The sequence below is a fragment of the Streptococcus sp. 21.1 genome (assembly GCF_016648635.1).
Lineage (GTDB): Bacteria > Bacillota > Bacilli > Lactobacillales > Streptococcaceae > Streptococcus.
In genome coordinates, this window is record NZ_JACLQL010000007.1 from 105,562 (window position 1) to 121,255 (window position 15,694).

Genomic DNA, 15,694 nt, shown 5'->3' on the forward strand with positions numbered 1-15,694 from the left:
TTTCTTCCTTTTCTTTAATTATTTTTTAGTACACAGCTTAAGTCGCAGAGGTCACAAGCAATCAATGCTTAGACTTTGCGACGTTTGAGGCGCAGAGCATTAAGGACAACCGAAACAGAGCTAAAGCTCATGGCAAGTCCTGCTATCATTGGGTCAAGAAGGGGACCTCCAAAGAGGTGGAGAACACCCATAGCTACTGGGATAGACAAGATATTGTAGATAAAGGCCCAAAAGAGGTTCTCTTTAATCGTTGTGATAGTCGCCTGACTAATTTTCAGAGCCTTAACGACATCCATGAGGTTAGGTTTCATAAGGACCATATCGGCACTTTCCATAGCAATATCTGTCCCTGATCCCATAGCAATACCGATATCGGCAGTCGCAAGGGCTGGGGCATCATTGATACCATCACCAATCATGATGACTGATTTTCCTTCTGCCTGAAGGTCGCTAATCACCCTAGATTTCTCTTGCGGAAGCACTTGACTGATAACACGTTTGATGCCAACCTTTTGAGCGATAGCTTGAGCTGTTTGGTCATTATCCCCAGTCAACATGATGACTTCCTTGCCCATTTGATGAAGAGCTGCCACCATATCTGCACTGTCTTCTTTAACCTGATCAGCTACACCAAAGAGTCCGATTAACTTACCATCTTCAGCTAGGAAAATAGGAGTTTGACCATCGGCCGTCAAGCTTTGGAAATCAGCTTGTGCTGAAGTCAAGTCGACTTTTTCCTCTGTCATAAGGGTTTGATTTCCAGCTAAATAAGTCTTGCCTGCATAGCTGGCAGTAAGACCTCGCCCAGTCAAACTTGAAAAGTTATCCATCTCTAACAAGTCCAAGTTAGCATTTTCTGCTGCCACAAGGATAGCTTGACCTAAGGGGTGTTCAGACTTAGCTTCCAAGGATGCCAAAAGCTGTAAGGCTGCTCCACTATTGCCATAGGTATAGCTAGAAACCAACTGAGGTTTACCCTGAGTAATGGTTCCTGTCTTGTCAAAAACGAGGACATCAGCCTTGTGAGCTAGCTCGAGCACATCCCCACGCTTATAGAGAATACCGTGTTCAGCACCAAGCCCTGTCCCAACCATGATGGCTGTCGGTGTCGCAAGTCCCAAAGCACATGGACAAGCAATGACCAAGACACTAACTGCTACAGTCATGGCAAAAGTAAAGGTTTGTCCCATGACAAAGTACCAGAAGAGACCTGATACAAGGGCGATAGCCATGACAACAGGAACAAAGACCGCTGATACTTGATCGGCAATCTTGGCAATCGGTGCCTTGGTTTGTTGGGCATCTTCAACTAATTTGATGATTTGGGAAAGCAAGGTGTCTTTACCAATCTTTTCAGCCTCATAAATCAAGCTACCTTGACCATTAATAGAACCTGCAAAAACTGGCTTACCCGCAGTTTTTTCAATAGGAAGGGACTCACCTGTTAGCATGCTCTCATCAATCGCAGAGCTACCAGAAATTACCTGACCATCCACAGCTATCTTTTCCCCAGGTTTGACCACAATATGGTCACCCAGAACAACCTTATCCACAGGAAGTTTGACTTCTTTACCATCTCTAAGGACGGTTGCCTCCTTGGCTGACAAGTGCATGAGTTTCTTGATAGCATCTGAAGTCCGACCTTTAGACAGGGTTTCAAAATACTTACCTAGAGTAATCAAGGTCAAAATAACAGCCACTGACTCGAAATAAAGCTGGTGGGCGTGATGGGCATGCCCCAATGAAATATGGTAAGTACCATAGAGACTATAAAGAAAGGCTGCCGATGTTGCCAAGGCTACCAAGGCATCCATGTTAGGATGACCCTTGGCCAAAGTACGAAAACCATTACTATAGAAGGAACGGCCCAACCACATGACTGGAACTGTCAAAACTAGCAGCACCAAGGCATAAGTCAAGGCTGCATGGTGAGGAGACAAGAAGTTTGGCACAGGTAGACCGATCATTGGCCCCATAGCTAGATAAAAGAGAGGAATGGTGAAGACCGATGACCAAATGAGGCGCTCACGCACCTTGTGAATCTTGTCTTCTTCACGCTCTTCCTGGCTTTTGGCTGTGTCTGGATTGTAGACTTCAGCCTCATAACCAGCGTCAGCCACAGCTTTTTCAATAGCTTCTGGACTAACCTTATCCCCAGCGTAATCCACAGACATTTTTTCGGTGGTTAGGTTAACCACAGCCTTGTCCACACCATCCAACTTATTAACAGCATTTTCAACATTGGCTACACAGGATGCACAGGTCATCCCATTAACCACAAAGGTTTCTTTTACCATTTCCTATACCACCTCCATATGATGCCCACAAGCACATTGGCCAGGCACACAGTCACAAACCACCTGATCCACAGGTTCTTTTGCTGCAAGCAAGGCCTGTAACTTATCCACATCGGCTTGGGTCATCGGCGTCTTTGCCATGAGTTGACCCAACAAATCGCTATGTTTAGTCAAACAAATCTTGTCAAAAACAGCTTCTAAAGCCTGAAAATTCGCCTCATCTTCCCCCAAGCTAGCTTGATAGATAAACCCTCGTCCTTGACGCTGACTGGTTAGATAACCCTTGTCTGCCAAACGTCCAATCAAGGTCTTAACTGTCGAAGCCGACCAGTCTAGCTTCTTAGATAGAATTGCTATAATCTCTGAAGAAGTCGCTTGCCCCTTAGCCCAGAGCACTCGCATGACTTCCCATTCCGCAGATGAAATTGTCAGCATGATAGTTCCTTTCTAAATGTTATTATTTGTTTACGTTTGTAGATTTATTTTAACGCTGCCATGAGGATATGTCAAGGGTTTTATTTACATTTGTAGATTTATCGCGAAAAAATAAGCACCTCCTAAGAGGTGCTACACTTTACTAAGATAAGATTGAGTTGACGAGGCTACGTCCAAAATCCCTGCCTTCAACATACAAAAATTTAAACATGCCTGGGTAAATAACAGCCAAACAAATAATCATAAAGATTATTGCTAGAGCTTTTTTATTTGATACAAAGAATGAAAAAATATGATCAATCATGTTCTGTGATGCCTTCTCTCCCTTTCTTTTTAGTTATAAAATCATTCTATAGTTTCCAAAAAGAAAAAAATAGTGACATAAATGTCACTAAAAAGGCTTATTCATTCAATACGAGATTTAACCCTCAGCTTAACCCCTTATAAAGATACAAGGCACCAACCACAAGGAAAATCAGTGCATAGTGATTCTCTCCACGATAGAAAAATAGTAAGGCTCCTATTAAGAAACAGACACCTAGTATTACCTTCAATGATACTTTCATTTGTCTACCTTCTTTCTATAAGTGAGATGAAAATAAAAACCAGAGATAAATTTAATTCGCCACTATTCACCCATAGTATAATACTGGAAACTAAGAAAATCAAATCATCCCCAAGAATGATTTTGATGAAAAAACACTCCCCATTTCTGGAGAGCATCATCTTCTATTTTTCAAAATGTGAACCGAATGTAACAAATTCAGCGACTTCTTTTTCCTTACCGTCGTGGAGGTCACGGACGATTTTCGATCCTACGATAACACCGTCTGATACAGCGTTAAAGCGTTTAATGTCTTCCTCTGTTGACACACCAAAACCTGTGAGAACTGGAATGTCTGCATGGGCAGTCAAGTTAGCCAAGTGTTTGTCAAGGTCATCACGGTAATTACCAGTCTTACCTGTAACACCATTAATGGCAACAGCGTAGATAAAGCCTTCTGCACCATCAATCAACTGTTTTTGACGGTCAATACCTGTAGTCAAGCTCACCAGAGGCACGAGAGCAATATCACTGTCTTTCAAATAAGGAGTGATAAAGTCAGCGTGTTCATCTGGCAAATCAGGAATAATGAGCCCCTTGACAGATGTATCTGCCAGGTCCTTAACAAAGGCTTCAATACCATATTGATAAACTGGGTTGATGTAGGTCATGATAACCAAAGGCACCTGTGTTTTTTGTTCCTGAAGCTTCTTGATAATAGCTGTCAAAGTCACATCTTTAGCCAAACTACGTTGTCCTGCAAGTTCAATAACGGGACCGTCAGCCACTGGGTCTGACCATGGAATACCCACCTCAATAGCTGAGACACCACTATTTTCCAAGAGAGCGATAGTCTCAAAGAGTCCGTCTAGGCCTTTAGCGTGGTCACCCGCCATGATATAAGGCACGAAAATACCGCGTTTACTGTCTTTGATAGCTTGTAGGTGTTTTGTTAGTGTTTTTGTCATGGTTTATTTCCCTTCTGCTTCAGCTTCGAAACGTTCTTTAACCTGCATAACGTCCTTGTCCCCACGACCTGAGAGGCAGACGATAAGGCTTTGGTCTGGCGACATCTTAGCTGCCACTTTTTGTGCAAGGGCAATGGCATGGCTAGACTCAAGGGCAGGGATAATTCCTTCCAAACGTGACAGAAGTTTGAAGCCTTCGAGAGCTTCTTCATCCGTAATAGAGTCGTAAGTCGCACGGCCGATTTCGTTGAAATAACAGTGCTCAGGACCAACCCCTGGGTAGTCCAGACCAGCTGAGATAGAGAAGGCTTCCATGATTTGTCCATGAGCATCTTGGAGGACATCCATAAGCGCTCCATGAAGAATACCTGGACGACCTTTGGCAAAGGTTGCGGCATGTTTTTCAGTATCAAGCCCCAAACCAGAAGCCTCAGCACCATACATGGCTACCGATTTATCATTAACAAATGGGTAGAACATACCGATAGCATTTGAACCACCACCGATACAAGCCATGACGGCATCAGGTAATTTACCACCAGAAATCTCTGCGTATTGACGTTTGGCTTCACGACCGATGACAGATTGGAAGTCACGAACAATTTCTGGGAATGGTGCAGGACCAAGGGCAGATCCCATGATGTAGTGAGTATCCTCGATACCTGCTACCCAAGCACGGAGGGCAGCATTTACAGCGTCCTTAAGCACGCGCGAACCATCTGTAACGCTAAATACCTTGGCACCAAGCAACTCCATACGGAAAACATTAAGCGCCTGACGTTTAACATCTTCCTCACCCATATAGATTGTACAGTCCATGTCGAATAGGGCTGCGGCTGTCGCTGTTGCAACACCGTGTTGACCTGCACCAGTTTCGGCGATGATTTTCTTCTTGCCCATACGTTTGGCAAGCAAAACTTGACCAAGGGCATTGTTAATCTTGTGGGCACCTGTGTGGTTAAGGTCCTCACGTTTAAGATAAATTTGCGCTCCACCAATATGATCAGTCAAACGTTTGGCGTGGTAAAGAGGCGTCTCACGGCCCACATAGTTTTTGAGGAGATCATCCAATTCCGCTTGGAAACTTGGATCTTCCTTGGCCTCACGATAGGCCTTGTCCAATTCAATAACAGCTGTCATCAGCGTTTCTGGAACGAACTGACCACCGAATTTTCCGTAAAATCCTTTTGCATCAGGTTGTTGATATGTCATGCTTTCACTCTTTCTATAAATGCTTTAATCTTGTCTAAATCTTTGTGACCATCTGTCTCGACACCTGAGGACACATCTAAGGCATAGGGATGAAAAGTTTCCTTGGCCTCTGCCACATTGTCCACAGTCAAGCCACCAGCGATGAAATAATCCTGCTCAATCTGCTTGTCAGCCAAAAGCTGCCAGTCAAAGGTCTGGCCACTACCAGCAATGGGAGCATCAAAGAGGAGATAATCCGCCTGGCTCTTGACTTGAGAATCGCTATCCGAAATCTGAATAGCTCGAATAACTGGTGCTGAAATCTTTGGAATCAGGGCTTCATCAAAATTTCCATGAATCTGAACGATATCTAAGGGAACCTGACCAATCGCTTCTTCCAGTTCCTCAAGACTTGGTGAAACAAAGACACCGACGATTTTTGTCTGGCCTGTCACCCCTTTAGCTAGTTCGTGAGCTTGCTCAAGACTCACTTGACGCTTGCTCTTGGCAAACACAAAGCCAATGTAGTCAGCTCCTGCTTCAACCGCAGTTGCTACTGCTTCTGGTGTCGACAGTCCACAAATTTTAACCTTTGTCAATTTGCAACTCCTTGACCTTTTCAGCCACATAGTCAGCCGTCATAAGGGCAGTTCCTACCAAAATCCCATTAAAATATGGGGCAACAAGGGCAGCATCCTGACCTGTGAAAATAGCCGACTCAGAAATATAAACAGGCTTGTCCTTGAAATGCGTTGATAACTCAAGACTGGTATTGATATCTGTCTCAAAAGTCACCAAATTACGGTTGTTAACACCGATAATCTCAGCACCAATACGATGAGCCACTTCCAATTCTGGCAGATTATGCGTTTCAACCAAGACTTCCAAGCCAAGGCTAGTCGCAAAATCATAGAGCTCCTTGAGACGAACTTCTGGCAAGGCCGCTACAATTAAGAGAATGACTGTCGCACCCGCATTACGGCTACGCACAATCTGTTTCTCATCAATAATGAAGTCCTTAGCCAAGGTTGGAATAGCCACCTCTGACGAAATTTCTTTCAAATAGGAAATATCACCCTTGAAGAAAACCTCGTCAGTCAAAACAGAAATCATGGCTGCCCCATTTTCCTCATAGGTCTTGGCCTGAGCCACAATATCCACATCTAGGTTAATATCACCCATACTTGGACTAGCTTTTTTCACTTCAGAAATAATTTGCAGCTTGTTTTGATTTGACTTGAGAAAATCATAAAGGCGATAGGTCTGACGCAAGGGCTGCAAGTCTTCCATGACCAACTGGGCCACTTCTTTTTCTTTTTGTTCTAGGATTGTTGGGAGAAAGGCTTTACTCATACTTGTACCTCTTGGAGTTGGCGAAGTTTCTCTAGGGCTGAGCCGTCCGCAATCAATTGACGAGCAAGCTCAACACCTTCTTTAATAGTCGCGACCTTACCATTGGCAAAGAAGCCAAGACCTGCATTAAGCACCGTTGTTTCAAGATAAGGACTAGCTTCATTTTTCAAGACACTAAGGAGAATCTCTGCATTTTCCTTGGCATCGCCACCTGTGATATCAGATAACTCAACCTTTTCCATCCCCAAATCTTCATAAGTGAAAGTGTGCTGGCTGATGTGACCATCTTCTAAAAGGGTGTAGGTGTTAGTGCCATAGAGGGCAGCTTCGTCCATATTGTCAGGACCTGTGATAATAACCGCACGTTTACGTCCCAACTGTTGAATAGCATTAGCAACAATTTCTTGTAATTCCACACGATAGAGCCCCATGAGTTGTGTCTCAAGGTCAAGCGGATTAGCCAGTGGCCCAACCAAGTTCATAATCGTTGGAATCCCAAGAGCTTGGCGAGCTGGACCGATAAAACGCATAGCTGGGTGCATGGTTTGGGCAAAGATAAAGGCCAAACCAACCTCGTCAAGTGCTTTAGATAGGGTTTCTGGTGATGCTGCAACGTTGATTCTAAGGGCTTCAAGGACGTCAGCTGAACCAGATTTAGAGGAAATCGAACGGTTACCAGCCTTGGCCATACGAATACCGCCTGCTGCTAGGACAAAGCAAACAGTAGTCGAAATGTTGAAGCTATAAGACTGGTCCCCACCAGTTCCACAGTTACACATAGCATCCGTGAAAGTCTCAGGCAATACAGTCGCATGTGATTTGAGGGCACGCACGATACCTGTGATTTCATCTGCTGTTTCTCCCTTAGTCTTAAGCCCCATAAGGAAGGCAGCAATTTGGCTTTCTGAGACTTCATTTTTAAGAATACGGTCAAAGACTGCTTGGACTTGGTCTTGAGACAAGTCTTGGCGGTTTGAGATTTGTAGGAATATTTCTTTCATATCTGTTTTCCTTTTAAAAACTGTTCAATGTTTTCTGATGCACGCGAGAGATTTTGAGCGTAGACAAATCTAGTCCAAAGACTGTCCAACTAGCCTGCAACGATTTTTACGAAATTTTCAACCATCTTAAGCCCATCTGGACTTCCGATGCTTTCTGGGTGATATTGCAAACCGTAAATAGGTAGCTCCTTATGTTGAATGGCCATGATTTCTTGATCATCAGTTGTGATAGCTGTCACATCAAAGCCCTCTGGCATTTGGTCAACAACGATGGAATGGTAACGCATGATTGGGACATCATTGTCAATATCCTTGAAAATTGGCGATGGCGTTTCAAAAGTAATATTACTTTGCTTGCCATGCATGACATTTTTAGCCAAGCCGAGTTTACCACCAAAAGTTTCCGCAATAGCCTGGTGCCCCAAGCAAATTCCCATCATCGGTTTTTTACCAGCGAAATCCTTAATCATGGCTTCCATTTTACCCGCATCAGCCGGCCAACCTGGACCTGGTGAAAAGACTAGTCCGTCAGCTTTTTCTGCCTCTTCATAGAGCTTCTCATCATCATTACGCAAGACCTTTACCTCTGTAAATGTCCCTAGGTATTGTGCCAAGTTATAGGTAAAAGAATCATAGTTATCAACTAATAAAATCATTGGGCATCTCCTATTCTTGTCATAGCTTTCGCCTTGTTAATCGTTTCGTAAAATTCATTTTCAGGAACACTGTCATAAACAACACCTGCACCTGCTTGAACATAGGCTTTTTGATTTTTGAGAATCATGGTACGGATCGCAATGGCAAAGTCCATATCTCCTGTCGCAGACAGATAACCAATAGCTCCCGCATAAATACCACGTTTTTCCTGCTCAAGCTCATAGATACGACGCATAGCACGAATCTTAGGCGCTCCTGACACGGTTCCAGCTGGTAGAGTTGATTTTAGAGCATCTAGTGCTGTCAATTCAGGCAAGAGTTGCCCTTTAACCACACTGGTAAGGTGCATCACATAGCGGAAATACTCAACCTCCATATACTTGGTCACCTTGACCGTACCATTTTTAGCAATCTTACCAATATCATTACGCCCCAAGTCAACCAACATACGGTGTTCCGCAGTTTCTTTGATGTCATGTGAGAGTTCATCCGCCAAAGCAACGTCTTCAGCCTCATTGGCACCACGAGGGCGAGTTCCAGCAATCGGATTGGTGACCACCTCTCCATTTTTCACTGAAACCAAGCTCTCTGGGCTAGCACCAATCACCTGATAATCTCCAAAATCATAGAAATAAAGGTAGTTTGATGGGTTGGTCACGCGCAAGTTACGGTAGTAATCCAAAGGATCCCCCTCAAAGTCCGCTGAAAAGCGTTGGCTAAGCACGCATTGGAACATATCTCCCTCACGAATGAGTTTCTTAGCCTTAGCTACCATATCCATGAAGACCTCTTTTTCGATATGATTTGAAAATTGCAAGGCTTGTAAGGCTTGAGGTGTAAACTCGTTTGGCGCCTGAGTCTGGAGGTCCGTTACCACCTGACCAAGAGCCTGACGCACCGCATCGTTGTCACGACCAGAGTAGATATTGTCCTCAACCACATAAACCTTTTCCTTCTTGTGGTCAAAAATTAAATAAGACTCGTAGATGAAGAAATGCATATCAGGTGTTCCAATCGTATCTTCAGGAATCTCACCGATATTTTCATACAGACCAATCATATCATAGCCTGCAAACCCGATAGCACCACCTGCGAAAGGTAGGTCAGACTTTATGCCCTTGACTGTTACTTGGTCCAAGTATTCGAAAGGATCCTGATCAATCGCCTTACCATTTTCATAAAGAACACCATCCTTGAAGGTTACTTCAAAGACCGGATTGTAGGCAACAATAGAAAAACGTGCATTTTCTTTCTCACGAGGAATAGATTCAAGGATAACCTTATGTTCCCCCTGAACACGCATATAAGCCAAGATTGGTGTTAAGGTATCGGCTGGTAAAATTTTTCTCATAGTATTTCCTTTCAAACTGGTTTATCGAGAGTAATAAGACTGATACAGGACTCCTTTATAGGATGTATCGGCACCGTTATTGTTCTTTATTCACTTTCTCTTCCAAAGCAATAAAGGCTTGAATCATGCTTCGCCAAACACATTCAGCCACATCTGGTGACAAGCCAAGCTCTAGTGCCTCCTTGCGACGGTTAGCTATGACTTGAGCAACACGATCATTCGCCCGGACTGCGGACTTATCTCCTTTGGGCTTCAGCCGCCCTGCCTTTTCCACAAGTATTTGACGTTGGGCTAGGAGTCGAATTAACTGTCTGTCAATATTATCAATATCACTTCGAATATCGTTTAATGCATCCATAATACCCAACCTTTCATTGAATAATGAAATAATACTTCTTTAAGGTAAATAGACTTTTAAAGATAAAAGTAAACAAAAAACCTCACAGAGAAAAACTCTGTGAGGGCATTAAATCTAGTTTAACACGGTACCACCTCAGTTAATGGTCTCAAAAAAACGACCATCATCTCTATCTCCTCTAACAAGGAGTTGCACGGTAAGGGGTGCCAACCGAGAAGAATATGTGTTACCTTCTCATTATCATCCAATCAGCCCAATGTTCACTCATCTCGATTACCTACTCACAATCACCGCAGGCTCCCTGAAAATCTAAGACCAGTTACTTTCTGATTTACTAACTATTGTACTCTTTTTAAAAAAGATGTCAAGAATTTTCTGTTAATTTTGACAATTCTTCTCCTATAGGATTCGTCTATCCCTAATCCAGAAAGTGAGATAGTCTTGTCCCTAAGCTACACAAAATAAAAAAGCCCCCAAAGGGACTTCTTGGTTTGATAAACAACGGCAGGGTGACAGTCCTGCATCTCTTTCAGACCCGAAGGTGCGGCGGCTGCCTCTTCCGCCCTCGTTGTTACTTCTTAACTATATTATATCACATTTTCTTAGCTCTACCAGCATTTAGATAGTTTTTCAGCTTAGAATCTTTAATCACAAACATGGTACGGACATTAAGTTTATCACATAATCTGACCGCTACCAAAACATTACCATCAATACGTTTGATGTACTCCAAGGACTGACCATTAGGATGGCGACCGATATAGTCCGGATGAGCAATAATCTCTGGAATCCGTTCATAGGTAGCATCAAAATCACTGAATTCCTGGCGATGTTTTTCCATATGCTTCTTACGTTGTGCAGACAGCGTGATTTCTTCACCAGGCTTGTAGTCCAAATCAAAAGTTTTAATGACTTTTGGCGTCAAGTGACCTACTATTTTCATGCTTCTATTGTACCACACCTCATACACATCAAGGCTGTTCCTACTGTTCGGCTATCAAAAAACTCAAGCCTGTTACCAAGCTCGAGTTTTGCTTTATGCTTTTTGGAAAGCACCTTGTTTATAGCTAATCCAGAAGAAAAGTGGTGTACAGATAGCCATTGCGACCAAATAGATTGGCAAGGTATAGCTATTAAGTGTCGAAATCTCAATCACATCTCGAAGATAGTAAGAGCTAATCAAGAAGCCAAAGACTGAGTAGATAATCAAGGCCACACGCCCCTTATTCAACGGAATACAAGCACGAACAACGGCAAGGACACCCGTTGATCCCATCATATAGTAAGACAGCGTCAGCATGTCCGTATTGCTCATGCCAAGATAGACCTGAGACAGATGGAAAATAAGAACACTGATAACCAGCATCAAGGCATTAGGAATAGACAACTGGAGCGAACGTCTGAGGAAATGTTTCTCAACAGGACGAATATTACGTTCGAAGGTTAGAATAAATGGTGGAAAACCTTCAATAAATTGACCCGCCAAAGTCATCTGAACTTGAATAAAAGGGAAGACCAAGAGGTACTCTGCCTTACCAAAAACAATACTGGCAATACAGATAAGCCCCAAAAGGAAGGAATAAACAGTTTTAATGAGGAAAATCGGTGCAATGTGGGCAATATTATTAACCACACGGCGTCCCTCAAATAGAATTTCAGGAATGTCCTTAAACTCAGAATCCATAAGCACCAAGTTGGCAATCTGACGTGTTGCAGGATCTCCCTCTGCCATAACAATCGAACAATCCGCTTCACGCAGTGCCAAGATATCATTGACACCATCACCAGTCATAGCTGTCGTATGCCCATTGGCATTAAGGGTTTGGATTAACAACTTTTTCTGGTGCGGAGATACACGACCAAAAATCGCAGTATCCTCAGCCAAAGCCTCCAACTCCTCATCGCTGACCTTAGAACAGTCAATATAGCTTTGATAGTCGGCAAAACCAGCTTGATGAGCAATATGAGAAACCGTCACTGGATTGTCACCAGAAATAATCTTAAGGGTCACATCTTCTGAACGCAGGTATTCCAGAGTTTCTGCAGCATCCTCACGAATAGGATCGGCAATTTCAAGTAAGGTTAAAGCCTCGACGTCATTCGGCAAAGTCATGGTCTCTGTATCAACACCTGACTGACTCCAAGCCAAAATCAAAACACGAGACCCTCGTGCCTGAGCCTGATCGACTGCTTTGGGATTTTCCTTAAGAAGCATCTCAGGTGCTCCCAAAAAGAGAGTTCCAAGCCCATTAACGCTCACAGCACCCCATTTACGATCGCTTGAAAATGGAATAACATCACCTACCTGATAATGATGTTCCAGACCCTCATAAGCATTTCGAATAGCCTGAGCTGTTGCATTTTTATCCTTGCTATGTTGCATATAAGCCGCAAGCAAACGCTCCAACTCCTCTTTCGTAAAACGCTCTGACAGTAGTTCCAGACCTTTAACTGTCATCTTTCCTTGTGTAATCGTCCCTGTCTTATCTAAACAAAGCACGTCTACACGGGCCAAGGTTTCAACAGAGTACATCTCTTGCACCAGGATATGTTTCATCCCAAGTTTAATGACAGCCGTCAAAAGAGATGTAATAGTCAAAAGGGCAATTCCCTTAGGTAACATTCCCAGAAGGGCTGTCGAACTGGTAACTACCGACTCTTGAAGGGAGAGCTGTTTAATCAAGTAAGCCTCAAAAAAGAGCGCAAGCCCAAACGGTATGACAATCTTTCCCGTAAACTTAGCAATCTTGTCCATATTATAAAGAATACGGGACACGATTGGCTTATGAGTCTTAGCCTCTAGCATGAGCTTGTTGGCGTAATTGTCCTCGGCTACATGAATGACTCTGGCATAGACCTGACCACTCACAAGATAAGAACCAGAGAGCAACTCCTTCCCATCTTTCTTTAGAATGTGATCACTCTCACCAGTCAGCATGGCCTCGTTAAGCTCGGCTATCCCATCAACAACCACGGCATCACTAGGAACCTGTTCACCCGCAGACAAGAGCATGACATCATCCAAGACAATGTCCTTAGGATCAATAGAAACAAGCTGTCCATCACGCACCACACGAATCTGATCCTTATTCATGAGATTGAGCTTATCAATCATGCGACGGGCACGCAACTCCGTCATCATCCCCGTAAAGGCATTAAGCACAATAATCCCAAAGAAAAAAAGATTAGACCAAGCCTGAACAGCAATCAAGGCCACAAAGATTGCAAAATTGAGCACATTAAAGGAGTTGAAGACATTACGCCTAAAAATCTCCCAATTGCTGGAGCCAGTTTTTGCTTTAAAATGATTTGTTTTACCGGCATCTATCCGCCGCTTGACCTCCACCTGCGTCAAGCCTTGTAACTGTTTTTTCATAACTTTCATAGTAGCATAAAAATGAGGTGTTTTCAAAGGTTAGCCGTCATGAATACCAAGGAAATAAACCTATTAACCCTCACGCTTTTTCCACTATGTCATCCAGGCCAATAAAACCAACAAAAATATTCTGCAGAATTATATTCTCTAATTAAACCTACTTTGATAAATTAAATTAAACAACCATTGAAGGTTGATTAATGGTTTTGGTTGAGCATCAATCACAGGTTGAACGGTCTCTCTAATTTCTTTTAGGACTTTTCGTTGATTATATTTTATCTTGTGATAACGTTTGTCAAAAGCATCTTGGATAGAAAAATTACGATTAAAAATATAACTTTCACCTGAGTCCGAGAAAAAGAATAGAGTATCACCTGAAAGATCTAATACAGACGATTCTGTTCCTTTTTCTCTAGTTATAGCGTACGACCCGTCCTCATCATAGCTAATACCATCTATTTCCGGTGTATAAATCCAGCCATTATTCTCCATTAGCATAACGATATCCGGCTCTGTCCCCTCCTTATGAGGGATGTGCTGAGCATAATAAACAGAGTGGTATTTTAAATTAAAAAAAGTAAATAGGCTCATTCCTAAGACTGTAACCAGCCCTATAAATAGTCCTACAAAAATCCCTAAAATATTGCTTTTTCGCATTGTCATCTTCTCTTTCTTTTTCTATCTCCAATCGAATTTTTGACCAGATTAACAATAAACCATTGTACACTATTTTTAACAAGTCTTACAATTTAAGGATTAGTTACTTTGTGATTGCTCTAACATTTTTTATGAATAAGAAAAAATCAAGTCTTAACAAATTCCTCCAATACTTCTCCCCACTTTGTCAATCAAGCTAAACATAGTATAATAGTTGAGGTTTTGACTGCCTATTCTATAAGGCTAATTAAGGCATCAAAAAGTAAGAAACAAGGGCTAAGCCCTTGATATGAAAGGAATCTAGAAACTATTATGATGAACATGCAAAACTTGTTCCAAGAATTTTTTAGGCTTGTTATCATCATAAATACTGATTTTAAAGGATTTAACTACTAGTAAACTTAACAACTTCTATATATTTTACACTTTATAGGACAGTAAATGGACAGTGACAGCATAATTGAAGAGTGAACAAAAAGAGGTATAAAAATACCTCTTTCAGATTGAAGACAAAGTCCTCAGAAGTTATACTTCTGGGGACTTTGTCTTGCTTCGAAGAAGTATAATAAAAGAAAAGGTATTTGATGAGGTACTCCTAGTTAGCGATTTGTACTGAAAGTCGCCAGCACCAAAAAGTTGTTGTGCGTCATATTTGGAAAGATGCCTTAGACATCTGTGAAGATATCCGTCATCAAAGTGGGATGAAGGAACGGTACCAACATCGGAAAGAAACGATAGAACGTTTATTCGGAACAGCTAAAGAATATCATAACTTGCGTTATACCAGAGAAAAAGGAAAGTCCAAAATGGAAGATAAGGTTGGGCTTACTTTGGCATGTCTAAATATCAAAAAATTGGTAAAAATGATGGTAGGAAAGACCTGTTATTTTATCCAAATACCTCAATATTATTGGATTATGAGAGAATTAAGTGTGAATATAAAAAAAGACAAGCATCAAAAACGATGTTTGTCTTCATTCTGAATCAGAATTTTAATAGGAATTCTGATTTTTTTATGCAAATCCATTTAAAAGCCAAAGGGTGTTTAACTATTATTTATTAAAATATAGATAAATATCATTTGATTAGTATTTGTTAAGTAGGAGTGTTTAATTCAAACGACTTCATTATAATGGTTGTCACATACATTAAAATAATAAAAAATTGAAAAAGGTTGAAAAATAAAAATAACATGTTATAATTATGGCGTCTATATGAATAGGGAATATTGGTAGTAGTAACTTGAAGCCAACTTGATTGTAATCTTTCAACTCTTTCGGGGAGAGTTTTATACGATTACGTGTTGGTGCTTGGTACTATATGATATGGTATTGGGATAGGGTTATCATACCGATATTTTGATTTGTAAGATGGGGATAGAGCGTAAGTAAAGGGGACGCTCTTTAAAATGGGGAGAAGTTTTTATGAAATATATGTAAATTAGCAATACTGCTGGATTCAAAAACACTTTTATTAGCAAAGCGTTTTTTCTCCTGCAGTTTTTTT

The 15,694-nt window shown here is 41.9% G+C and carries 13 protein-coding genes and 1 pseudogene; 1 reads left to right on the forward strand and 13 read right to left on the reverse strand.

Annotated features, from left to right (window positions below; translation table 11 throughout):
• Positions 1-68: 68 nt before the first annotated feature.
• From H7U01_RS06725 to H7U01_RS06785, 13 genes are all read right to left on the reverse strand, one after another.
• Positions 69-2,297 carry a heavy metal translocating P-type ATPase gene (locus tag H7U01_RS06725; RefSeq protein ID WP_201041324.1) on the reverse strand — a complete coding sequence of 743 codons (2,229 nt, stop codon included), beginning with the start codon at positions 2,295-2,297 and terminating at the stop codon, positions 69-71.
• A gap of 3 nt (positions 2,298-2,300) precedes the next feature.
• A complete protein-coding gene (locus tag H7U01_RS06730; protein ID WP_073950358.1) occupies positions 2,301-2,732 on the reverse strand; it encodes a CopY/TcrY family copper transport repressor in 432 nt (143 codons plus the stop codon).
• 729 nt (positions 2,733-3,461) lie between these two features.
• Positions 3,462-4,244, reverse strand: coding sequence for a tryptophan synthase subunit alpha (gene trpA, locus H7U01_RS06735; protein ID WP_004183217.1), 783 nt, complete (start codon positions 4,242-4,244; stop codon positions 3,462-3,464).
• A gap of 3 nt (positions 4,245-4,247) precedes the next feature.
• Positions 4,248-5,456, reverse strand: coding sequence for a tryptophan synthase subunit beta (trpB, locus tag H7U01_RS06740; protein ID WP_002891598.1), 1,209 nt, complete (start codon positions 5,454-5,456; stop codon positions 4,248-4,250).
• The gene (locus tag H7U01_RS06745) at positions 5,453-6,034 is read right to left on the reverse strand and encodes a phosphoribosylanthranilate isomerase (RefSeq protein ID WP_201041325.1); all 582 of its coding nucleotides are present in this window, start codon (positions 6,032-6,034) and stop codon (positions 5,453-5,455) included. The genes trpB and H7U01_RS06745 overlap by 4 nt, the downstream gene beginning before the upstream one ends.
• Positions 6,021-6,788 (reverse strand): indole-3-glycerol phosphate synthase TrpC, encoded by a 768-nt coding sequence (gene trpC / locus H7U01_RS06750; protein ID WP_201041326.1) that lies wholly within the window; start codon positions 6,786-6,788, stop codon positions 6,021-6,023. The genes H7U01_RS06745 and trpC overlap by 14 nt, the downstream gene beginning before the upstream one ends.
• Entirely contained in the window at positions 6,785-7,789 is a 1,005-nt protein-coding gene (gene trpD / locus H7U01_RS06755; protein ID WP_201041327.1) for an anthranilate phosphoribosyltransferase, read from the reverse strand. The genes trpC and trpD overlap by 4 nt, the downstream gene beginning before the upstream one ends.
• Before the next feature lie 89 nt (positions 7,790-7,878).
• Complete coding sequence (locus H7U01_RS06760; protein WP_011226425.1) at positions 7,879-8,445, reverse strand: aminodeoxychorismate/anthranilate synthase component II; 567 nt, start codon at positions 8,443-8,445, stop codon at positions 7,879-7,881.
• Entirely contained in the window at positions 8,442-9,797 is a 1,356-nt protein-coding gene (gene trpE, locus H7U01_RS06765) for an anthranilate synthase component I (RefSeq protein WP_073688543.1), read from the reverse strand. The genes H7U01_RS06760 and trpE overlap by 4 nt, the downstream gene beginning before the upstream one ends.
• Positions 9,798-9,873: 76 nt before the next feature.
• Positions 9,874-10,155, reverse strand: a complete 282-nt coding sequence (locus H7U01_RS06770; protein ID WP_073688542.1) for a chorismate mutase — start codon at positions 10,153-10,155, stop codon at positions 9,874-9,876.
• Positions 10,156-10,747: 592 nt separating this feature from the next.
• Positions 10,748-11,098 carry a PBECR2 nuclease fold domain-containing protein gene (locus H7U01_RS06775; RefSeq protein ID WP_070655470.1) on the reverse strand — a complete coding sequence of 117 codons (351 nt, stop codon included), beginning with the start codon at positions 11,096-11,098 and terminating at the stop codon, positions 10,748-10,750.
• A 93-nt stretch (positions 11,099-11,191) separates the two neighbouring features.
• Positions 11,192-13,540: a cation-translocating P-type ATPase gene (locus H7U01_RS06780; protein ID WP_073688541.1), complete on the reverse strand. Its 2,349-nt coding sequence runs from the start codon at positions 13,538-13,540 to the stop codon at positions 11,192-11,194.
• A gap of 138 nt (positions 13,541-13,678) precedes the next feature.
• The gene (locus tag H7U01_RS06785; RefSeq protein ID WP_037599221.1) at positions 13,679-14,188 is read right to left on the reverse strand and encodes a hypothetical protein; all 510 of its coding nucleotides are present in this window, start codon (positions 14,186-14,188) and stop codon (positions 13,679-13,681) included.
• A 599-nt stretch (positions 14,189-14,787) separates the two neighbouring features.
• On the opposite strand from H7U01_RS06785, the pseudogene H7U01_RS06790 reads away from it, so the two are divergent.
• A pseudogene (locus H7U01_RS06790) lies at positions 14,788-15,184 on the forward strand (transposase); the annotation flags it as partial.
• Between the last annotated feature and the right edge of the window lie 510 nt (positions 15,185-15,694).

Coding starts and splice junctions, on each gene's coding strand:
- H7U01_RS06785 (WP_037599221.1), bottom strand. CDS start 14,188: ATGCGAAAAAGCAATATTTTAGGGATTTTTGTAGGACTATTTATAGGG.
- trpD (WP_201041327.1), bottom strand. CDS start 7,789: ATGAAAGAAATATTCCTACAAATCTCAAACCGCCAAGACTTGTCTCAA.
- H7U01_RS06730 (WP_073950358.1), bottom strand. CDS start 2,732: ATGCTGACAATTTCATCTGCGGAATGGGAAGTCATGCGAGTGCTCTGG.
- trpA (WP_004183217.1), bottom strand. CDS start 4,244: ATGACAAAAACACTAACAAAACACCTACAAGCTATCAAAGACAGTAAA.
- H7U01_RS06760 (WP_011226425.1), bottom strand. CDS start 8,445: ATGATTTTATTAGTTGATAACTATGATTCTTTTACCTATAACTTGGCA.
- trpE (WP_073688543.1), bottom strand. CDS start 9,797: ATGAGAAAAATTTTACCAGCCGATACCTTAACACCAATCTTGGCTTAT.
- H7U01_RS06775 (WP_070655470.1), bottom strand. CDS start 11,098: ATGAAAATAGTAGGTCACTTGACGCCAAAAGTCATTAAAACTTTTGAT.
- H7U01_RS06780 (WP_073688541.1), bottom strand. CDS start 13,540: ATGAAAGTTATGAAAAAACAGTTACAAGGCTTGACGCAGGTGGAGGTC.
- trpC (WP_201041326.1), bottom strand. CDS start 6,788: ATGAGTAAAGCCTTTCTCCCAACAATCCTAGAACAAAAAGAAAAAGAA.
- trpB (WP_002891598.1), bottom strand. CDS start 5,456: ATGACATATCAACAACCTGATGCAAAAGGATTTTACGGAAAATTCGGT.
- H7U01_RS06770 (WP_073688542.1), bottom strand. CDS start 10,155: ATGGATGCATTAAACGATATTCGAAGTGATATTGATAATATTGACAGA.
- H7U01_RS06725 (WP_201041324.1), bottom strand. CDS start 2,297: ATGGTAAAAGAAACCTTTGTGGTTAATGGGATGACCTGTGCATCCTGT.